Source organism: Pseudomonas palleroniana, from assembly GCF_003031675.1.
Classification (GTDB): Bacteria; Pseudomonadota; Gammaproteobacteria; order Pseudomonadales; family Pseudomonadaceae; genus Aquipseudomonas; species Aquipseudomonas palleroniana.
In genome coordinates this window covers 185,976-206,100 of sequence record NZ_PYWX01000011.1, presented here as the reverse complement: position 1 = coordinate 206,100, position 20,125 = coordinate 185,976, and the positions used below count along the sequence as shown (strand labels likewise).

The window sequence follows — 20,125 nt, the reverse complement described above, 5'->3', positions numbered from 1 at the left end:
ATCAGCCCTTGAAGCGTGCCAGTAACCAAAGAAAATAGGGCGCGCCGATCACCGCCGTGAGCACCCCTGCCGGGATCTCGCTGGGAGCGATCAAGGTGCGTCCGAGGGTATCGGCGAGCACCAGCAGCAACGCGCCGATCAACATCGCCGCCGGCATCAGGTAGTGGTGATGCCCGCCCACCAGGCGCCGCGCCATATGCGGCGCCACCAGCCCAATGAAACCGATCGGCCCGATCACGCCGACGCCCAGGCTGGTGAGCATCACTGCGCAGGCCATCGCCCACCCGCGCGTGCGGTTCAACGCGGTGCCCAGGCTATGCGCCGCCTCATCACCGAGCGCGATCAGGTTCAGTGGCTTGGCCAGGCACAACCCCAGTGGGATCAAAACGAGAAATGGCAGCACCAACCCCACATGATGCCAGTTGCGGCTCCACAGGCTGCCGGTGAGCGCGAGCAATGCGGTGTTGATATCCAGCGGGTGGGACAGGATCAGGAACTCGGTGATGCTGGACAAGGTCACCGCAATCGCCACCCCGGACAGCGCAAAGCGCACCCCGGAAAAACTCACCCCGCTGTTGTACAACGCCAGCAGCAAAGCCCCGGCCGCCCCACCCAGGCACGCCACCAGTGGCAGCCAGCCAATCGGCAATTGCGGCCAGGTGATGATCGCCACGGTAAGCGCCAACCCTGCGCCCTGGGTCACCCCGAGAATCTCCGGCGAGGCCAGCGGGTTGCGTATCACACCCTGCACTATCGCGCCTGCCAGGCCGAAAGCGCAGCCGGCAAGGATCGCGATCAGGCTGCGCGGCAGGCGGTGGTTCCACACTTCAAAATCGACGGCGTCGTGGGCCAACAGGCGCTCCACTACCGTTTCGGGCGTGAGCCACAGGGTGCCGGCGCTGAGGCTGACAAACGTCACCAGCAGCAACAGGCCCGCCAGCAGCCAAAGGCGAAAGCGTGGCCGAGTCATAGGGCGCGCCTGGCGAGAAAGAGAAAGAATGGCGCACCGATCAACGCGGTGACGACCCCGGCCGGGGTTTCCACGGGGAACGCCACGGCGCGGCTGAGCAGGTCGGCGCCGAGCACAATCACTGCGCCCAGGGCGGCACTCAGCGGGATCAGCCAGCGATAGTCGTTACCGAGAAACTGCCGCACGATATTGGGCGCAATCAGGCCGACGAACCCGATGGGGCCGACGGCGCAGACACTGGCACCCACTAACAACAGACTGGCGACGAAGACCTGCAGGCGCAGGCTGGCGATGCCCACGCCCAACGAGCGGGCGGCCTCCTCGCCCAGGTTGATCAAGTTCAAGCGCGGCGCGCACCACAACGCCCACAGACCGCCGACCAGGGTGCAGGGCCAGAGCAGTTGCACCTGCGCGGCGCCCACGTTGGCCAGGGAACCGGCCAGCCAGTTGAGGACACTTTGCGCCTGGGCCTCGACCAGAATCACCGTGAGCCGCGTCAACGCCGCGCATAACGCCGCCACGGCCACTCCGGCCAACACCAGGCGCCCTTGGGACGTGGTGGGCGACCAGGCGCCGCCGAGGCTGAACACCGTGACCCAGGCCAGCGCGCCCCCTACGCACGTCATCAACAAAGCGCCACCGGCAAAGGGCGGCGCCACCAGGCCGGTGGAAAACAACGCCAGGCCCAGCGCCGCCCCGGCGGTTACGCCGAACAGAGACGGCGAGGCCAGGCGGTTGCGCGTGATGCCTTGCATCAATGCCCCCGCCAGGCCCAGGCAGGCACCCACCAACGCCGCGCACACCGCACGCGGCACCCGCAGCTGGGCGACGATATAAGCCATGTTGCCGCCCGAGTGACCTTGGTGCACCAGGCCATTCCACGCATCCGCCGGGGTGATCACAAACGGCGACCAGTTGTACAGCGAAAGCCAGAACAACCCGCCTCCCAACAGCACGATGCCGGCGGCGGCTAAACTGCGCTGCACGGTTATTGGCTCAGTACGGCTTTGCCGCCCTTGAGAATCGCCAGGGCGTCTTCGGCGATTTGCTCGGAGGCCAATACCCCTCGATTGCGCGCCCAACTGTCACCGTCCACTTCGGCCACATGCTGGTTGCGCACCGCGCCAAGCACCTGCCACAGCGGTTGCTTGCTCCAGGCGTCGACGATGCTCGGGCGGCGGTAATGGCCGACCAGCAACCAGCCCGGATCCAGCGCCAGCAGTTGCTCCAGGCTGACAAACTCCGTCGGCGCCGCCTTGGCACGTACCGACGGGACTTTCAGGCCGATGGCTTGCAATACGCTGCCGGCATAGGAGTCCGGGCCGTGCACGGAAAAACTGTCTTCGCGCGCAACGCCGAACAGCACACTGGCACCTGCGGGGATCTGCTGTGCAATCGCCTTCAGGTGCTCACGGTTCTGCGCGATACGCGCCTGCATCTGCGGGCTCTTGCCCAACGCCTTGCCGATCAGTTCGGCGGACTTGAGGCTGCCCTGGTAATCCTCACCGCGCGAGGGCAGCAGCAAGGTCGGTGCGATACTGGAGAGGTCGCTATACAGCGCCTGGTGGCGGTTCAGGTCGGCGACGATCAGGTCAGGCTTGAGCCTGGCGATTTCCTCGATGCTCGGCTGCGAGCGCAAGCCCACGGACGTCCACTGGCCGATCGCCTGGCGCACCTTGGGCAACACGCGGTTGGCGTCGCCATCATCCGCCGCCCCGACAGGCGTGACGTCGACTGCCGCCAGGCTGTCGAGAAAGGAAAACTCCAGTACCACCACGCGCTTGGGCGCATCCGGCAGATGCACGGCGTGCTGGCCGTCATTGAGATCGATGGGAGCGGCGCATAACATGCTTGAAGAGAACGCCAGGAGACAGGCGGCAAGGGTCGCAATGGAGCGCAGTAATCGCATGAAGTACCTCGGCGTTGACACACCCCGCCCAGGCAGGCCGGGGAAAACGGCGGGTACTATTCCACAACGGCGCGGTGCAATCAAAAAACATTCTTATTAACACCACGCCGGCCGACCAGACGGTCAATGGCTTATTGCGGCCATTGCTCAAGCAATATCGACACGAATTTTTCCGCCGCCGGCGACAGCGATGCCCCACGGCGGTAGACCAGACCCAACGAGCGGTTCACCACCGGCTCGATCAACGGGACACTGACCAAGGTGGGATGGTCCTCGGCCGGCATGGCCAGGCTCGGCATCGCCGACACCCCCAACCCAGCCTCCACCAGGCCCAGCGAGGTCGACAGATGCTGGACTTCGTAGAACCACTGCGGCCGCCAGCTCAAGCCAGACAAGGCATGATCGAGCAGCATGCGGTTGCCGCTCAGGCGCCCGACGCCGATCAGACGGTAATCGCTCAATTCAGACCAGGTGACCGCACTGCGCTTGGCCAACTCATGATCACGCCGGCAGGCCAACACAAACGGTTCGCTGACCAGGGGCACGAACTCGATGTCCGGGTGCTGCCCACTCATCATGTTGATACCGAAATCAGCTTCCCCACGCAGGACCGCTTCAAGCCCCTCGTTGGCGCTCAAGTCCAGCAGGCGGATGCGGATTTTGGGGTAGCGTTCGTTGTACAGACGAATCACCGAGGGCAGGAAATAGAAAGCAGCCGTCGGGATGCACGCCAGGGTGACCCGGCCGATCTGGCGTTCGGCGAGTTCACGGATATTGAGAATCGACTCGTCGAAGTCGTCCAGCAGGCGGCGTGCCTTGGGCAGGAAGTCGCGGCCGACGCTGGTGAGGCTGACCTTGCGCGTGGTGCGATCGAGCAACGCGGTGCCCAAGCCCTCTTCGAGCTTTTTGATCCGGCGGCTGAGTGCGGGCTGGGACAGGTGCAGGGCATCGGCAGCTTCGTGAAAACTGCCAAGTTCGGCGATCTTCACGAAAGATCGAATATCGTTAAGCTCATAGTCCACGTTATGCCTCATCCGCTGCAAGGTTCGAAAAGAAAATCCAGCGTAAATTTATCATTCGTAAAACGCAACAATCTAGTCAATTTTTGCATTTGATAGATTTTTTAAAGCTTGAGACTCTTGTTCGCAGAGCATCAATTAACTCGATTGATCAACAAGAGTCAGTATCATGCAAAGAATTCCCTGTGTGCTGATGCGTGGTGGCACCTCCAAAGGCCCGGTATTTCTAGCCTGGGATTTGCCGGCAGCGATTGAGGCCCGTGACGAGCTGCTGCTCAACCTGATGGGTTCCGGCCACGAGCTGGAGATCGATGGCATTGGTGGCGGCAGCCCGCAAACCAGCAAGGTCGCGATTGTCAGCCCCTCACTGCATCCCGATGCGGACGTTGACTACCTGTTCGTTCAAGTGATGGTTTCGCAACGCCGCGTCGACAGCGCGCCCAACTGCGGCAACATGCTGTGCGCCGTCGGCCCTTTCGCCATCGAACAGGGCCTGGTCAAAGGCACGCCGGGGCGCACCCGAGTACGTATTCGCAATGTGAACACCGGGACCCTTATCCATTCGCAGGTGTACACACCGGATGGCAACGTCAGTTACGAGGGCGACACCGCCATCGACGGCGTGCCGGGCACCGCAGCACCGGTGCAACTGACGTTCCTCGATGCGGCCGGCAGCAAGACCGGCAAGCTCTTCCCCACCGGCAACACGCAGGATGTGATCGACGGTATTGCCGTCACCTGCATCGATATGGCGATGCCGATGGTGCTGATCGAGGCTGGCCAACTGGGCAAGCGCGGTGATGAAAGCCCGGCGGAACTGGACGCCGATAAAGACTTCCTGCGGCGGCTTGAGTCATTGCGACTGCAAGCCGGCCAGGCCATGGGCCTGGGCGATGTCAGCCACAAAGTGATTCCCAAGCCGGTACTGGTCTCGCCTGCCAAAGCCGGCGGTACGATCCAGGTTCGCTATTTCATGCCGCACAACTGTCACCGGGCCCTGGCCATTACCGGCTCGATTGGCCTGGCCACCGCCTGCGTGGTAGAAGGCAGCATCGTTGCTCAGATGCTCGGCGGGATCAGTACGCCGCGCCCTCAAGCGGTGCGTATCGAGCACCCCAGCGGCGGGATTGATGTCGTATTGTCCTACACCGGGCTCAACAGTGAGACAATCCAGGCATCCGTCGTTCGTACTGCGCGCAGGCTTTTTTCCGGCTACGTCTACGCCACAGATTCACAGCGCCTCGCCGGATAATTCCGGCGGTCGTTGGCATTTTTTGCATCCGCACAATTCTAAAAAATGGGTGATGCCATGAAAGTTGTTAAATCGCTCTACTTCCAGATTCTCTGCGCCGTGGTACTGGGCATCGTGGTCGGGCATTTCTGGGCCCAGCAAGCCATTGCACTCAAACCGCTGGGTGATGCATTCATCAAGCTGATCAAGATGATGATTGCGCCCGTGGTGTTCTGCACCATCGTCACGGGCATCGCCGGGATGAGCGATAAACGCTCGCTCGGACGCCTGCTCAGCAAGACCCTGCTGTTGTTCCTGGGCTTGACGGTGATCAGCCTGCTGATCGGCCTGGTGGCGGTATTTGTGTTCCAGCCGGGCGCGGGCATGAACATCGATCCCAGCCAGCTGAGCACCAAAGGCTTGACCCAATACACCGAGTCGGCCGCCAAGCTTGGGGTGGTGGAATTTTTCATGCATATCATCCCGGAGACGTTTATCGGCGCCTTCAGCAAGGGTGAAGTGCTACCGGTGCTGTTTATTGCGGTGTTGTCCGGCTTTGCCTTGTCATCACTGGGCGAGCGTGGCAAGCCGGTGCTCGACGTGCTTGAAGCCGCCTCGCAGATGGTGTTCAAGATCTTCGCCTACCTGATGCGTTTCGCTCCGATCGGCGCCTTCGGTGCCTTGGCGTTCACCGTCGGCCAGTACGGCATCACGTCGCTGGGCTCGCTGGCCAAGCTGATCATGACCTTGTACATCGCCTGCGGTTTCTTCGTGTTCGTGGTACTGGGCAGCATTTGCCGCGCCAACGGTTTCAGCCTGTGGAAACTGCTGCGCTACTGCCGCGAAGAGTTCCTGGTGGTACTGGGCACCTCCTCCACCGAGCCGGTCATGCCGCGCATGCTGGAGAAGCTCGAAGCGCTGGGTTGCAAAAAAGGCGTCGTGGGCCTGGTACTGCCCACCGGCTACTCGTTCAACCTGGACGGCACTGCGATCTACTTGTCGCTGGCCGCGATCTTCATTGCCCAGGCCTGCAATATCGACCTGAGCCTGACGCAGATCATCACCATGCTGGCAATCATGCTGCTGTCCTCCAAGGGCGCTGCGGGCGTCACCGGCAGCGGGTTCGTCGCACTGGCCTCGACCCTGACGGTCATTCACGACATCCCATTGGCCGGCCTGGCGTTGCTGATCGGCATCGACCGCTTCATGTCTGAAGCGCGAGCCCTGACCAGCCTGGCCAGCAACGCCGTCGCGACAGTGGTGATGTCGCTGTCGGAAAATGCCTGCGATCGCGAAACGCTGCACCGGATGCTCGACGCCAGACCCTCTGCGGCACCGGTAGAAGCCTGGGAAGACTTGAAAGTCCCCAAACGCGCTTAGTACTCCCCGGGCAACGCCCCTCCTGACTTGACTCCCTCTCCCGCCAGGCGCCTTTGCCCGCCCGGCGGGCCAGGGCTCGTGCGCCTCGGCGTCAGCCATTATTACGATAACAACAAGAGAATCGTCCTATGCTTGCTTTCCTTGGCTTGGCCATGGTGGTCGTATTCACCGTCCTCATCATGACGAAGCGCTTGTCGCCGATCGTCGCGCTCACCGTGGTACCTATCGTCTTCGCGGTGATCGGCGGTTTCGGCGGCACCACCGGCAAGATGATGCTCGATGGCCTGAAAATGGTCGCACCATCTGCCGCCTTGCTACTGTTTGCGATCCTGTTTTTCGGCCTGATGATCGATGCAGGCCTGTTTGACCCGCTGATCCGCAAGATCCTCAAACGGGTCAATGGAGACCCGATGAAGATCGCGGTGGGTACCGCCCTGCTGTCGTTGCTGGTGGCACTCGACGGCGACGGCACCACGACCTACATGATTACCTGCGCGGCCATGCTGCCCCTGTACAAACGCATCGGCATGAATCCGATGATCCTGGCGACCATCTCCATGCTGTCGCTGAGCATCATGAGCGGCATGACACCCTGGGGCGGCCCCGCAACACGGGCGATCGCCGCGCTGGGCCTGGATGCCGGCGAATACTTCGTGCCGCTGCTGCCGACCATGATCGGCGGCGCCCTGTGGGTGGTGTTCACGGCCTTTCTACTCGGGCGAGCCGAGCGCAAGCGCATCGGTAACGTGCAACTGCAAAGCGGCGGCGGCAATTGCTATATCAACGCGATTCTTGAGGACACGCCGCACAAGCGCCCGAAGCTGGCGTACGTCAACCTGGCCTTGGTGATTGCGGTGATGGCGGCCCTGGTGATGGGGCTGATGCACTCTGCGATCCTGTTTCTGATCGGCTTTGTGCTCGCACTGATGATCAACTACCCGCAATTGGACATTCAGAAAGAACGCATCCTGGCGCACTCGGGCAACGCCATGACGGTGGTGCTGCTGGTATTCGCCGCCGGGATTTTTGCCGGGATCTTTTCCGGCACCAAGATGGTCGACGCCCTGGCCCAGACACTGGTCGACTGGATCCCGCCGTCCTGGGGCCACCTGTTCCCACTGGTGGTGGCGATCACCAGCATGCCGCTGACCTTCGTGCTGTCCAATGACGCCTACTATTTTGGCGTGGTGCCGATCCTGGCCAATGCCGCCGCCGCTTATGGCATCGACCCGGTCGAAATCGCACGTGCCTCGATCCTGGGGCAACCCGTGCACCTGATGAGCCCATTGGTGGCCTCGACCCTGCTGCTGGTGGGCATGGTGGATCGCGATATCGGCGACTTCCAGAAAGCCACCGTCAAGTGGGCTGTGCTGACCTCCCTGGTCGTCACCGCGCTGGCCCTGCTGACCGGCGCCATCAGCCTGTTCATCTGATTCCCCAACGCCACTGCTGCCGTCCAACGCGCCTCGCTCAAGGGGCGCGTGCTGCCCTGCCCCCCAATAACAACAATGAGAGAGTTGCCATGAACCCTGTGTATACCCGTCGGGCTCTGTTTTGCGCATTGGGCCTGGTGCCCTTCACCGGTGCCAATGCCGAAGGCTTTATTGATGAAAGCAAACTCAAGCTGCAACTGCGCAATGTGTATTTCAACGAGAACTTTCGTGACGAGCACGGCATGAGCGCACGCGCCGCAAGAACCGCAAAAAGCGAACGCACGGAGTGGGCCCAGGGCTTCCTGCTGGATTATCAGTCCGGGTTTACCGCCGGCACCCTCGGCTTCGGCGTGGATGCCCTGGGGCTGTATGGCGTAAGGCTCGATTCAGGCCGCGGCCGCAGCGGCACCGGGCTGATGCCGGTGCACGATGACGGGCGGGCGGCCGGCGAATTTGCCAGCGCCGGCGCGACCGCAAAAGCCCGGTTCGCCAAAACCACCGTCAAGTACGGCACCTTGCTCCCCAAAACCCCGGTGCTGATCTACAACGATGCACGCTTGCTGCCCCAGACCTACCAGGGCACTCAAGTGAGCAGTAACGACATCGAGAACCTGAGCGTCACCGGCGGGCACCTGGACCGCTTCAAACTACGCGACTCCACCAACAGCGTGCCGATCGTGCCGGATGGCTACAGCGGGGCAAAGTCAGGGGATTTCAACTACGCCGGGGCCGAGTACAAATGGGGTAAAAACATTCGCTTGAGCTATTTCTACGGGGAACTCGAGAACTTCTACCGGCAGAACTTCGCGGGCATCCAGTACGACCTGCCATTGGCCGGTGGCGTGCTGACCAGCGACCTGCGCTACTTCAATAGCGTTGATAGCGGCTCTGCCTACGCCGGCAAAATCGACAATGACATGCTCAGCGGCCAGTTATCCTACGCCATCGCCGGCCATACACTCGGCGGCGGCTACCAGGCCCTACGCGGGGATGCCGGGTTGCCCTACATCAGCGGCGCAACCGTGTACTCGTTCAGCAACGCCGGTATCGGCAAATTCATCGAGGAAGACGAGAAGACCTGGATGCTCAGCTACGGTTACAACTTCGCGGCTGCCGGTGTGCCCGGCCTGACCTTTTCGACACGCTACCTGAGCGGCGACGACGGCAAGTCCGCGACGACGGTCAAGGAGTGGGAGCGTGATACCGAACTGGCCTACGTGGTGCAAGCCGGCACGTTCAAGGGATTGGGGGTGCGCCTGCGCAACTACGTCTATCGCTCTGAATTCTCCCGGGGCCGCGACAGCAACCGCCTCTACCTCACCTATGACATCGCGCTCTGGTAGGTCGATGTTCGCGGCCCTGGTGGGCCGCTTTGCTGCGGCAAATCATGAAAAAGCTCGAGCAATACCTGCTCCAGGATGCCGAAGAAACATCGGATCTGCGCCTGCTTCAACGCTTGGGGCCGGGTGACCAGATAGACCTCCATATCGGGAAGTTCTAGCTCGGGGAACAGCTCGCTCAGGTCTTTGGCCAGGATACGCGGCAGGACAGCCACGCCCATCCCCTGGCGCACCGACTCCAGCTGCACGGCAAACGAGTTCACGCTGATTTGCGCACGGTCCAGGCCCGCCGCCTTTGCGGCACGCATTTGCGGCAACATATCCAGCGGAGGCAGCAAGGCGATATTGACCGCCGTCTCCAGGGTCACCGGTGGCGATCGCTTCAGGTAGCCGGCATCCGCGAAGACGCCGTAGGCAAGCTTGCCGATGGGCCGATAGATCAGCGATGGCTCGCCCAGGTGCACGGTGCGGATCGCGATATCCGCCACGCCACGGACGATCTTGTGAAACTCGGCGGTGACCTGTAACTCCACGGAGCAGCGCGGATGCAGGGCCGTAAAACGCCGTGCGGCCTCCAGCACACCAGCAGAAAACCCTTCACCGGCACTGACCAGGACACTGCCCTGTAGCGCTGTGTGCTCCCCGGACAGGTCCACCGCCGTTTGACGCCGCAAGCCCTCTTCCGCAGCCAGGGCGACTTCCACCAGGGATTGGCCACGCGAAGTCAACCAACACCCTTCAACACCTCGCTCCACCAGTGGCTCACCGAGGGCCGCTTCCAGTTGGGTCAGGCGACGGGACACGGTGGACGCCGCGATACCCAGCAACTGGCCCGCCTGCAGAAAACTGCCACGCCGTGAGACAGCCAACAGCAGACGAAGATCGTCCCAATTTGCCTGCGCCGCCATACCCCTGATCTCCATGGTCTGCAAATATGCAAAGCCATTATGCAGCAGTCGCTGTTTTTCAGGCGTGGCCTCAGCGTTATATCTACCGCCCTTCGAAACGATTGGAATGAAATGTATGACCAAGGGCCTCGACCATGACGCAGAACACGCGGTGATGCGCAACGTATTCGTTACGGGATCAACCGGCTTGCTGGGAAACAACCTGGTGCGGGAACTGGTCGCACGTGGCTACGCCGTCAAAGCGCTTGTCCGCTCAAAAGCCAAAGGTGAGCAGCAGTTCAACGACCTCCCCACGGTGCAACTAGTGGTTGGCGACATGGCCGACATCGACGCGTTCGCCCCCTCGTTGCGCGGCTGCGATACGGTGTTTCATACGGCAGCGTTCTTTCGCGACAACTACAAGGGCGGCAGCCATTGGGAAGCGCTCGAAAAAATCAATGTCGCCGGTACGCGAGACCTGCTTGACCAGGCTTACCGAGCGGGGGTCCGCCGGTTTGTGCATACCTCATCGATTGCCGTGCTCGACGGCGCCCCAGGCTCCGCTATCGATGAGACATGCCTGCGCGCCGAAGCCGATGCGGACGACTACTACCGCAGCAAGATCCTCGCCGACCGTGTGGTTTTGACCTTTCTTGAAACGCATCCCCAGATGTTTGCCTGCATGGTGCTGCCGGGCTGGATGTGGGGCCCGGGTGATATCGGCCCGACGTCCTCGGGACAATTGGTCAAGGATGTCGTCAACGGCAAGTTGCCCGGGCTGATCCCCGGCACCTTCTCCGTGGTCGATGCCCGTGATGTGGCCTGGGCTCTGATTGCCGCGGCGCAAAACGGACGACGGGGCGAGCGCTACCTCGCGGCCGGTCGGAACCTGACCATGCGCCAGTTGGTGCCTGCCCTGGGCCGGATCGCCGAGGTCAAAACCCCTGCCCGGCAACTGCCACTGCCCGTGCTCTACCTGTTGGCGGCGGTGCAGGAAGTGTATGCGCGCCTGACCGGCAAGCCGGTTTTGCTGAGCATGGCGACGGTGCGCCTATTGGTAAGAGAGGAGCACCGCACCGGCTTCAACCCTCGCAAGAGTGAACAAGAGCTGGGCCTGAGGTTTCGAGGGCTGGAGCAGACCCTTTCCGACACCGTGGCCTGGTATCGCAAGCATGGCGGGTTCAACAAAAACCAGGGCGCAACAGACAAGGTCTGATGCGTCACGGCCCTGCACAGAGCCGTGAACAGCGAATGGAATCATGCCGTCCGCGCGGCAATCGCCTCCACTTCTACCAGCGCACCGGGCAACGGCAAGGCCACCACTTGCAACGCGGTGCGCGTTGGTTTGTTGGGCTGCTCCGGCGTGCCGAAAAATTGCGTGTAGCCGCGCTGCAGCCCGGCGAAATCCAACTGCCCGGCGGTTTCCTCGGCGCCCACCAGAAAGACGCGCAGTTGCACGATATCGCCCAGGTCGAGGTCTTGTTGGCGCAAGATCCTGCGGATTTTGTTGAACACCGAGACCGTCTGTATTTCGGTATTGCCGTAGGCGGCCGGGACGTTAGGATCGACCAGGTCCGGTAAGGTACCGCTGACAAACACCAGGCTCGCCGACGCGGGGACGGTGACGGTCTGCGAGATCGGGAAATCGCCGAGACCGGTGCGTTGAATGCTGTCGCTCATGGTGTTGCTCCTTATGAAGCGGCCACTGCCGCCATCTGTCGTTGATGACTCACCCGTTCAGCCAGTTGCCCGACCACATGCCGCGCCGAGTTGGCCGCCGATTCCTGCCAGATACCCACGCCGCTCTGCACCAGGCCGTCACCGGCGAAATACACACGGCCGTGGGGTTGCTCCAGCAAGGCGCTGGCGTCGGCCGGGAAGTGTTCGCGTTGCAGCCAGGGGCCTTCGCTGTAGGGGATCTGCTCCCACGACACCGCCAGCGGGTGGCGCAGGTGCCTGGAGTAACCCGGATGCAGCCACTCCACGGCGTCCCTGGAGGTGGCGTACTGCTGGGCCAACGGCTGTGCGCCAAATACGTCGGCGCCCTCCCCGGTCACGTAACCGGCCACCAACACACCTTCACGGGTGTTGAGGTCGTTGCTCGGATACCACAGCAGGCGTGCCGGGTGTTCGATCCACGAGAGGCCGCCATAGATGCGGTAGTCGGTCTCCCAGAAGCGCGGCGATTGCCACGCCACCTTGGTCGCCTGATCGCTACGCGTGCTGCGCAAGGCGGCCTTGATCGGCGCGCTGAAGTCGGTATCGAGCCTGGCCAGGGGCGGCAGCGGCAAGGTCGAGACCAGATAATCAGCCCGCACCACCTGTTCGCGCCCGCTGCGCGAGTCGTGGTAGGTCACCGCCACACCGTCTTCAAGCTGGCGGATCTGCCGCACCTGGGCGCCCAGCTGCACCTGCCCACTCACGCGCTGGTAGAACGCCTCGGTGATGCGGTCCATGCCGCCCACGGGCTGGAACATGGTGGCCGAGAATTCCGGAAATTCGGTGTGCAACAACGCGCCCCAGAGTTCGGGGTGCAGCAGCCGCTCCAGCGCCAGCGGATTGCGGCTGGCGGGCAGGGCGCCGGGATGGGCCGGTGAGTCCAGGTGGCCTGAGCGAAGCGTGCCTTCGAACGTCAGTTCCTGGGACAAGTCGCCATACACCTGCAAGAACGCCAGCAACCGGGTGCGTTCTTCGCCGCTCAAGACATCATCGAGGGCATCGCGTTGCACCGCCTTGGCCAGCAAACCGGACAGGTGTCCACGCGTGTCGTTGATCGCCTGGCCCACCGTGAACGCCGGCTGTTGCAGGTCCGGCCGCACCTGGGCGCCATGGCTGCTGTTGACCAGCACTTCCAGCGGCACCCCCAGCTCGCTGCAATAGTCGAGTATCGTGCGATGCTGGCTGGGAATCCGCGCCGGCCCCGCATTGAAGTAGTGGCCTTGGTCAAAGGCGGCGGTTTGCGTACGGCCGTCCAGGTAGTCCACGCGGTCGCCGTTACGGATTGTCCATGTGCGCCCGCCGACTCGCTCGCGAGCCTCCAGCACTTGCACGCTGAACCCGGCGCGGCTCAGTTCCAGGGCGCTGACCAGCCCGGCGATACCGGCGCCGAGCACCAGCACGCGGGTGCCCTGCCCCAAGCCTGCGTTGAGTTTCAGGGGTTGCGGCCGGCGGTGCGACGAAGGCCCCAGGCCCAATACCGCCAGGGCATCCTTGACGGCATGCTCACCGCCTATCGCGGCAATCGTCGAGAGTGCTTCACGTCGTGTCAGTCCCATGTCGTTGCTCCTAGTCCGGCAGGCCCGGTGGGTTGATCCGCGACTGGTCGACACGCTCCACATCCAGGCCCCAACGTTGCAGCACCTGTTCGTATTGACCACCGGCAATGGCGCCCTCCAACGCAGTGTGGATCGGCTTGACCAGACCGTTGTCCTTGCGGGTGGTCACGGCGATATCCGCCTGCAGCGGCCAGCCGCCATTCACGGTGCCGACACGCTTGATGCCGCCGGTGATCGCCGCCGAATAGGCATACACCGAATTGGGCCCGAACAACGCATCGCTGCGCCCCGACTGCACCGCCAACTGGGCGGCGGCCTGGTCGTCGAAGTACTGCAACAACGCAGGCTTGATGCCGGCCTTTTCATTGGCTTCGTTCCAGGCCAGCAGGACTTTTTCCTGGTTGGTACCGGAGCCGACAATGATCTTCAGCCCGGCAATGTCCGAGGCCTGCTTGATCTGGCTGATCTGGCTGGTGCTCTTCACATAAAACCCGAGCACATCCTGGCGATATGTAGCGAAGTCAAAACGCTTCTTGCGCGCCTCGGTCACGGTGACGTTGCTGATCACCGCGTCGTATTTGCCCGAGCTGACGCCCAGGGGCCAGTCTTCCCAACTGGTCTGCACCACGTTGAGCTGCAGGCCCAAGCTGTCAGCGACCAGCTGCGCGGTGTCGGCTTCGCTGCCGATGGTGGTCTTGTCATCATTGGCCAGCAGCGCCAGGGGTGGCCCGGCCACGCCGGACACGGCCACCGTGAACTTGCCCGGCTGGGCGAACTTGAAGCCCGGCGGGATCTGCGCGATGGCGGCTTCATTTCGCGGCGCATGAATGCGCACGCGGTCGGGGCTGAGGTCGACCTGTTGCACGGCGTACGCGCTATGCGCGGTGCCGACGGCGAGCGTGAGCAAGACCAGGCGGGCGGTGTGGATGAGCATGGGCAGTCACTCCTTGAACTAAAGCACTTTGCCGAGAAAGGCCACGGTGCGGGGATGTCGGGGTTGGCGGAAGATCTGTTCGGGCGGGCCTTCTTCGATCAGTTGACCGTCGCAGAGAAACACCACGTGGTCGGCCACTTCGCGGGCGAAACCGATCTCGTGGGTGACGATCACCAGGGTCACGCCCAGTTGGGTCAGGCCCTTGATCACGTCGAGTACTTCGCCTACCAACTCCGGGTCGAGCGCCGAAGTCGGCTCATCGAACAGCAGCACCTTGGGGTCCAGCGCCAAGGCTCGCGCAATGGCGACCCGCTGTTGCTGGCCGCCGGAGAGCTGGCGTGGATAGGCATCGGCTTTGTCCGCCAGGCCGACCTTGGCCAGCATCGCGGCCGCCTTGGCCGGCGCCTCCGTCTTGCTCCAGCGCTTGTGGGCCAGAGGCGCTTCGGCGATGTTTTCCCAGGCGGTGAGGTGCGGGAATAGGTTGAAGTTTTGGAACACGAAACCGACGTCGAGACGACGCTTGAGAATCTCGCGTTCCTTGAGCTCAAACAGCAGGTCGCCCTGGCGTCGATAGCCGACGTATTCACCATCGATGGTGATATGCCCGCTGTCGATCTTCTCCAGATGGTTGATGGTGCGCAGCAACGTGGATTTGCCCGAGCCGGAGGGCCCGAGGATCACCGTGACTTTGCCCGGGTCGATGGTCAGGTCGATATCCCGCAAGACCTGCTGGTGGCCAAAGCGCTTGCCCACGCCCTGGATCTGAATGCGCCCGGCGCGTGCCTCAGCCATGGGTTTTCTCCTTGAACCAGCCGCGCACGCGTTGCAGCGGCGTGGGCGGCAATACGCGCGCGGTGCCACGGGCAAAGTGGCGCTCGACGTAGTACTGGGCGCTGGTGAGCACGGTAGTGATGATCAGGTACCACACGGTCGCCACGATCAGCAGCGGGATGACCGCCTGGGTGCGGTTGTAGATGACCTGCACGGTGTAGAACAGCTCGGGCAAGGCCAGCACGTAAACGATGGAAGTACCCTTGACCAGGCCGATGATTTCGTTGAAACCCGACGGCAGGATCGAGCGCAGCGCCTGGGGCAGGATGATGCGAAAGATGCGCCGCGAGGCGGGCAGGCCCAGGGCTGCCGCCGCCTCATGCTGGCCGGCGTCGACACCGATCAGGCCGCCGCGAATGATCTCCGCCGCATAGGCCGCCTGCATCAGGCTCAAGCCCAGCACCGCTACGGTGAATTGGCTGAGCACATCCACCGTCGACCACTCGGCGAACACCACCTCGGTGAACGGCACACCGAGCACGATGTGGTCATACAGATAGGCGAAGTTGTAGAGGATGATCAGCACCAGCAGTGCCGGTATCGAGCGGAAGAACCAGATGTAGCCCCAGGCCAACGCCGCCAGCAGCGGCGACCCCGACAGCCGCGCCAACGCCAGCGCGGTGCCGAGGATGACGCTGAACACAGTACTGAGCAGCGTCAGCAGCAAGGTCTGGCCCAAGCCGCGCAGCACCGACGGCGAGAAGAACCACTGGCCGAACACCCCCCACTCCCAACGCGGGTTGGTGGCCAGGGAATGCACAATGGCGAGTAGCACCAATGCGGCGAATATCGACCCGGCCCAGCGCCAGGGATGCCGGGCGGGCACCACCTGCAGGGCCTTGATCGGCGGGGTGACGCGGGCCTGGCGAACCGGGCCGGCCTGATCAATCAGGTCATAGGATTTGGCGACGATCGGCATGTTCTGTTCCTCGCTCGTGCAGGCGTTAGAAGGCGTAGGTCAAACGGGTGTAGTAGTACCCGCCGGTAAAGCCGTAGGGCGAATAGGTGCCGTAGCTGGCGAGCATGGTGCTGCTCGGCACGCCTTGTTTCTTGGGGTAGAGGTCGAACAGGTTCTTGGCGCCGACGGCGATGTTCAGGGCTTTGGTGAGGTTGTAGCCAAGGTCGAGGTCGGTGATCCAGCGGGCGTTGTAGACTCGGTCGAGGTCACGATTGGCCGAGGAGTTGACCTCCTTGTACGACCCGTAGCGGGTCAACGCCAGGTTGAGGTTGAAACGGTCGATGCTCCAGTCGCCGCCCAGGATCAGCTTGGTATTGGGTTGCACACCGGTGATCAGGTTGCGGGCCTGTCGATCCATCAGATCGTAGGCGGTGCCCAGAATGGTGGTGGATGCCTGGTAATTGAGGATCCGGGTCTGGTTCCAGTTGAACGCCGCCGTCCATTTCAACGCGCCGAATTGGCCGAGGTCCTGGTTGTAGTTACCCACCAGGTCGAGCCCCTTGGTACGGGTGTCGGCACCGTTGATGAAGTACTGGCCGCCGGACGTGGAATTGATGCCGTTGTTCTGCAACACCTGGGTGACTTCGGGGCCGAGCAAGGTGCCGGTGAGGGTGATGCGGTCGCGCAAGTTGATCACGTAGGCATCGGCGGTGAAGTTCAAGCGGTCGGAGGGCGTGAAGGTGAAACCGAGACTGAAGTTGGTCGAGCGCTCGGGCTTGAGGTCCTGCGCACCGAGGGCTTTGGCCGCCGCCGAGCCCACCGGCAATACGCCGTAGTTGATCGATTGGTACACACCATCAACCACGCCGTATGTGGTGGAACGCGCACTGAACAGGCTGTTGGCCAGGGACGGCGCACGAAAACCATTGCTGACCGTGGCCCGCACGGCCAGTTGCGGCGTGAAATCGTAACGGGTGGTCAACTTGCCGCTGCGGGTGGCGCCCACGCCTTCGTTGTAATGCTCATAACGAAAGGCCGTGCCGACGTACCAGTCCGGCAGCGGGTTGAACCCCACATCGACGTAACTGGCCAGGCTGTTGCGCGAGGCGCTGCTTTCTTCCGCCGGCGAAATGCCGTTGGTGACCTGGGCCCCGGACGAGGCGCAATTACCCGGCGCCACGCAGTAGCCGCCGTTGGCATAGGAGGCGTAGTCACCGGCCTGCACCTCATACGTGTCGCGTCGATGCTCGAAGCCGTAGGACAGATCAAGCGGCTTTTGCAGGCCGATATCGAAACCGCGCTTGAAGTCGAGGTTGGTGGTCAGCTCGGTGGAAACCCAGGTGCCGGAGGTGAAGCTGTTCGGCGTGGCTTCACCCAGGGACGGGTTCTGGTTATGCGTGGTGCCCTGCTCCGCTTCGTTGCGCCCGTAGGTGGTGGACAAGTCCCAGTTCCACTCACCGACGCTGCCTTTGCCGCCGAAGGCCGCCTGGAAATCGTCCTCGTCGATGTACCAGGTAGGCGTGTAACCGGCCGGGTAACCATTGGGCCCGGTGGTGATGGTGTTGGTGATGGTCGGCAGGCGAAAGTTCTGGCCCTGCTCGGCCTTGCGCCGCGAATAGGTGGTGAAGGAGTACAGGCTGAGGCTGTCATCGACCGGCAGCTCGGCGTTGTAGCCCAGGGTCAGCAGGTTGGTCTTGGGCGTGCCGTAGCCGCCATAAGTAGCCTTGCCCGCCAGGCCATACGCCTGCTCATAGGTGTAGCCGTTGGCGCTGGCTTTGTTGTCGTCATTCTGGCTGCGCGCATCCAGCGCCAGTTGCAGGATACCGCCGTCACCGATCTCGAAGCCTTTGTTGAGGCTTTGCTGCACGGTCTGCTTCTTGCCGTCGTAACCCTGGCCGATGTTGGTGACCGAGGTGCCGCTGGTGTCGGCCTTGAGAATCACGTTGATCACGCCGGCAATGGCATCGGAACCGTACTGGGCGGCGGCGCCGTCACGCAGGACTTCCACATGGTCGATGGCGCTGATGGGGATCAGGTCCAGATCAGCCGGCGCCGCCCCCGTGTTGATACCGTTGATGTTCAACGTGGCGCTGGTATGGCGGCGCTTGCCATTGACCAGCACCAGCACCTCGGCGGCGCTCAGGCCACGCAGATTGGGCGCACGGGCAATGCCGCTGGCGTCCCAGCCGGTTTTTTCCGGCAGGGTGAGCGACGGAATGACCGCACTCAGGGCTTCCATCAGGCCGGGCTTGCCGGTGCTCTGCAACTGCTGGGCGCTGAGCACATCGATAGGCACCGGGCTGCTGGTGACCGTACGCTGCTCGGCGCCACGGTTGCCGGTGACGACCACCGTGGACAGGGTACTGTCGTCCTGGGCTTGTGCAGCGTTGGCCAGCATGGCCAGTGCCAGCGCGGCGGTGGGTTGCAAGACTTGTTTCATATCCACTCCAGCATTTCCAAATCGCGAAGTCGGGCAGACACGCCGTCGTGGTGACGGCGCGGTGTCAGAAGGTGTTTCGGCGGTTTGGACTAGGTGTGGCGAGGGGGTTGAATCAGCAACATGGGTTGAGCTCCCTTCCAACGATTCGCGGCGGGCTCAGGGGTTGATCACCCTGGCATGGTGCGCGGAATCTGAATCACGCTGGGTACCATCCGGGGTCAGGGGTAGGCTGTTGAGTCCAAACATAACGGAATGGATTTCAAAAATACAATGCTGTTTTGGTATAAGCTAATATTCTCTAATTTTATTATTTATAAAAATCTTTATTCATATTAAGAATGTTTTATGGATGATCTAAGTCCTGGTGATACTCGCGTGCTTTCGCGTTCGATCAAGTGGCACTCCAACCGACTCAATCGTTGCACCTCATGTTCAACCGGCAGTACGCCGAGACTTTCCAGCACGCGGGTCGCAGCCAGAACACCTATCTCCAATGCGGGCGGCTTGATCGTACTCAGGCTGGGCAACAGCATTTCGGCGAACGGGTAATCGCCGAAACCCAGCACCGCGCAGTCCTGGGGGATGTTCACACCGGCGCGCTGACCGGCGAGCAATCCGCCGGCGGCCAGGTTGTCATTGGCAAAGAAGATTGCATCAGGCGGCGTGGCGTGGCGCATGAGCGCGTTCATTGCCTGCTTGCCGGCTTCGAACGGAGCGCTGCCGGCATCGGGGGTAAAGACTCTGGGTTGCACGCCCAGCTCGATCAGCGTCGCGGCAAAACCTTCACCTCGTTCCATCGCACTGAAGTCACCGGTGGCGCTGTTCTGTACAAAAGCAATGCGGCGGTAGCCCTGGCCGTGCAGGTAACGCGCAGCGGTGACGCCCACTTCGTAATGGGAGAAGCCGATCTGTAACGGTTCGCGCTCGGGCACGTAATCCCAGGTTTCCACCACTGGAATATCGACGTCGGCGATCATCTTTTCGGTGCCGGCACTGTGAAAACGGCTCGTCAGCACCAGCGCCGCCGGCGACCAACCGAGGAATGCGCGCACCGCCCGTTCTTCCTGCTCGGCACTGAAGTAACTCGACGCCAACAAGAGCTGATAACCATGCTGAGCGAGGGTGTCGCTGACCCCCTGTAGAGTATTGGCGAAGATCGGCCCGGAAATATTCGGGATCACCATCGCCACGATGCGCCCTCGAGCCGACGCCAGCCCGCCAGCGACCAGGTTGGGCACGTAACCCAACTCGGCCACCACCTCGGCAATGCGTTCGCGGCGCTCCACCGAGACTTGCTCCGGCTGGTTGAAATAGCGTGACACGGTGATCGCCGACACGCCTGCCTGCCGGGCGACGGTGTTGAGGGTAACGCGCCCTGCACCACGACGTTTACGCGGTTTCTCTTCGCTCACAAGGCCATCCTGATAAAAACCAAAAAGAATATAGGGCTAGTTTTTAAATATTTGACGTTCTAAAACGCGCCCAACAATAATGCCGATGTTAGCGCTAACAAAGCGTTATGTCTGCTACTCGCTCGAGCGAATGCCAAAGACGATTTCACAGGCGTTACCGTCGTAG

The 20,125-nt window shown here is 62.3% G+C and carries 17 protein-coding genes; 5 read left to right on the top strand and 12 right to left on the bottom strand.

Features of this window, described 5'->3' with window-relative positions:
• Position 1: 1 nt before the first annotated feature.
• The 4 genes from C9383_RS03900 to C9383_RS03885 form a co-directional block, all read right to left on the bottom strand.
• Complete coding sequence (locus C9383_RS03900) at positions 2–970, bottom strand: iron chelate uptake ABC transporter family permease subunit (protein ID WP_060756874.1); 969 nt, start codon at positions 968–970, stop codon at positions 2–4.
• The gene (gene fecC, locus C9383_RS03895) at positions 967–1,956 is read right to left on the bottom strand and encodes an iron-dicitrate ABC transporter permease FecC (protein ID WP_090369888.1); all 990 of its coding nucleotides are present in this window, start codon (positions 1,954–1,956) and stop codon (positions 967–969) included. Before fecC ends, C9383_RS03900 begins: the two co-directional genes overlap by 4 nt.
• Positions 1,957–1,958: 2 nt before the next feature.
• Positions 1,959–2,879 (bottom strand): Fe(3+) dicitrate ABC transporter substrate-binding protein FecB, encoded by a 921-nt coding sequence (locus C9383_RS03890; protein WP_090369886.1) that lies wholly within the window; start codon positions 2,877–2,879, stop codon positions 1,959–1,961.
• A 131-nt stretch (positions 2,880–3,010) separates the two neighbouring features.
• Positions 3,011–3,901, bottom strand: a complete 891-nt coding sequence (locus C9383_RS03885) for a LysR family transcriptional regulator (protein ID WP_060756877.1) — start codon at positions 3,899–3,901, stop codon at positions 3,011–3,013.
• Positions 3,902–4,067: 166 nt separating this feature from the next.
• On the opposite strand from C9383_RS03885, the gene C9383_RS03880 reads away from it, so the two are divergent.
• The 4 genes from C9383_RS03880 to C9383_RS03865 all read left to right on the top strand — a co-directional run bounded on the left by C9383_RS03880 (position 4,068) and on the right by C9383_RS03865 (position 9,285).
• Positions 4,068–5,150, top strand: a complete 1,083-nt coding sequence (locus C9383_RS03880) for a 4-oxalomesaconate tautomerase (RefSeq protein WP_060756878.1) — start codon at positions 4,068–4,070, stop codon at positions 5,148–5,150.
• A 45-nt stretch (positions 5,151–5,195) separates the two neighbouring features.
• Positions 5,196–6,509, top strand: coding sequence for a C4-dicarboxylate transporter DctA (gene dctA, locus C9383_RS03875; RefSeq protein WP_090369884.1), 1,314 nt, complete (start codon positions 5,196–5,198; stop codon positions 6,507–6,509).
• A 128-nt stretch (positions 6,510–6,637) separates the two neighbouring features.
• Positions 6,638–7,942 (top strand): CitMHS family transporter, encoded by a 1,305-nt coding sequence (locus C9383_RS03870; RefSeq protein ID WP_060756880.1) that lies wholly within the window; start codon positions 6,638–6,640, stop codon positions 7,940–7,942.
• 89 nt (positions 7,943–8,031) lie between these two features.
• Complete coding sequence (locus C9383_RS03865; RefSeq protein WP_090369882.1) at positions 8,032–9,285, top strand: OprD family porin; 1,254 nt, start codon at positions 8,032–8,034, stop codon at positions 9,283–9,285.
• On the opposite strand, the gene C9383_RS03860 is transcribed toward C9383_RS03865, so the two are convergent.
• A complete protein-coding gene (locus C9383_RS03860; protein WP_235863240.1) occupies positions 9,264–10,190 on the bottom strand; it encodes a LysR family transcriptional regulator in 927 nt (308 codons plus the stop codon). The two genes, C9383_RS03865 and C9383_RS03860, sit on opposite strands and share 22 nt — an antisense overlap.
• Before the next feature lie 154 nt (positions 10,191–10,344).
• Here C9383_RS03860 and C9383_RS03855 point away from each other — a divergent pair, with 154 nt between their 5' ends.
• A complete protein-coding gene (locus tag C9383_RS03855; RefSeq protein ID WP_090372346.1) occupies positions 10,345–11,385 on the top strand; it encodes an SDR family oxidoreductase in 1,041 nt (346 codons plus the stop codon).
• Between the two features lie 41 nt (positions 11,386–11,426).
• On the opposite strand, the gene C9383_RS03850 is transcribed toward C9383_RS03855, so the two are convergent.
• The 7 genes from C9383_RS03850 to C9383_RS03820 form a co-directional block, all read right to left on the bottom strand.
• Positions 11,427–11,849: a RidA family protein gene (locus tag C9383_RS03850; protein ID WP_060756882.1), complete on the bottom strand. Its 423-nt coding sequence runs from the start codon at positions 11,847–11,849 to the stop codon at positions 11,427–11,429.
• 11 nt (positions 11,850–11,860) lie between these two features.
• Positions 11,861–13,444 (bottom strand): flavin monoamine oxidase family protein, encoded by a 1,584-nt coding sequence (locus tag C9383_RS03845; protein ID WP_090369878.1) that lies wholly within the window; start codon positions 13,442–13,444, stop codon positions 11,861–11,863.
• Between the two features lie 10 nt (positions 13,445–13,454).
• Positions 13,455–14,378 (bottom strand): ABC transporter substrate-binding protein, encoded by a 924-nt coding sequence (locus C9383_RS03840; protein WP_090369875.1) that lies wholly within the window; start codon positions 14,376–14,378, stop codon positions 13,455–13,457.
• 18 nt (positions 14,379–14,396) lie between these two features.
• Positions 14,397–15,170 (bottom strand): amino acid ABC transporter ATP-binding protein, encoded by a 774-nt coding sequence (locus C9383_RS03835; RefSeq protein WP_060756885.1) that lies wholly within the window; start codon positions 15,168–15,170, stop codon positions 14,397–14,399.
• On the bottom strand, positions 15,163–16,128 hold the full coding sequence (locus tag C9383_RS03830; protein ID WP_090369874.1) for an amino acid ABC transporter permease: 966 nt from the start codon (positions 16,126–16,128) through the stop codon (positions 15,163–15,165). The genes C9383_RS03835 and C9383_RS03830 overlap by 8 nt, the downstream gene beginning before the upstream one ends.
• 25 nt (positions 16,129–16,153) lie before the next feature.
• Positions 16,154–18,547, bottom strand: coding sequence for a TonB-dependent receptor plug domain-containing protein (locus C9383_RS03825; protein WP_090369872.1), 2,394 nt, complete (start codon positions 18,545–18,547; stop codon positions 16,154–16,156).
• 332 nt (positions 18,548–18,879) lie between these two features.
• Complete coding sequence (locus C9383_RS03820; protein WP_090369870.1) at positions 18,880–19,959, bottom strand: LacI family DNA-binding transcriptional regulator; 1,080 nt, start codon at positions 19,957–19,959, stop codon at positions 18,880–18,882.
• Positions 19,960–20,125 lie beyond the last annotated feature (166 nt).

What these genes read in the sequence shown, in the direction of transcription:
- C9383_RS03825 (WP_090369872.1), bottom strand. Translation starts at nt 18,547, where the DNA reads ATGAAACAAGTCTTGCAACCCACCGCCGCGCTGGCACTGGCCATGCTG.
- C9383_RS03855 (WP_090372346.1), top strand. Translation starts at nt 10,345, where the DNA reads ATGCGCAACGTATTCGTTACGGGATCAACCGGCTTGCTGGGAAACAAC.
- C9383_RS03865 (WP_090369882.1), top strand. Translation starts at nt 8,032, where the DNA reads ATGAACCCTGTGTATACCCGTCGGGCTCTGTTTTGCGCATTGGGCCTG.
- C9383_RS03840 (WP_090369875.1), bottom strand. Translation starts at nt 14,378, where the DNA reads ATGCTCATCCACACCGCCCGCCTGGTCTTGCTCACGCTCGCCGTCGGC.
- C9383_RS03835 (WP_060756885.1), bottom strand. Translation starts at nt 15,170, where the DNA reads ATGGCTGAGGCACGCGCCGGGCGCATTCAGATCCAGGGCGTGGGCAAG.
- C9383_RS03830 (WP_090369874.1), bottom strand. Translation starts at nt 16,128, where the DNA reads ATGCCGATCGTCGCCAAATCCTATGACCTGATTGATCAGGCCGGCCCG.
- C9383_RS03860 (WP_235863240.1), bottom strand. Translation starts at nt 10,190, where the DNA reads ATGGCGGCGCAGGCAAATTGGGACGATCTTCGTCTGCTGTTGGCTGTC.
- C9383_RS03900 (WP_060756874.1), bottom strand. Translation starts at nt 970, where the DNA reads ATGACTCGGCCACGCTTTCGCCTTTGGCTGCTGGCGGGCCTGTTGCTG.
- C9383_RS03890 (WP_090369886.1), bottom strand. Translation starts at nt 2,879, where the DNA reads ATGCGATTACTGCGCTCCATTGCGACCCTTGCCGCCTGTCTCCTGGCG.
- C9383_RS03845 (WP_090369878.1), bottom strand. Translation starts at nt 13,444, where the DNA reads ATGGGACTGACACGACGTGAAGCACTCTCGACGATTGCCGCGATAGGC.
- dctA (WP_090369884.1), top strand. Translation starts at nt 5,196, where the DNA reads ATGGGTGATGCCATGAAAGTTGTTAAATCGCTCTACTTCCAGATTCTC.
- C9383_RS03870 (WP_060756880.1), top strand. Translation starts at nt 6,638, where the DNA reads ATGCTTGCTTTCCTTGGCTTGGCCATGGTGGTCGTATTCACCGTCCTC.
- C9383_RS03880 (WP_060756878.1), top strand. Translation starts at nt 4,068, where the DNA reads ATGCAAAGAATTCCCTGTGTGCTGATGCGTGGTGGCACCTCCAAAGGC.
- C9383_RS03850 (WP_060756882.1), bottom strand. Translation starts at nt 11,849, where the DNA reads ATGAGCGACAGCATTCAACGCACCGGTCTCGGCGATTTCCCGATCTCG.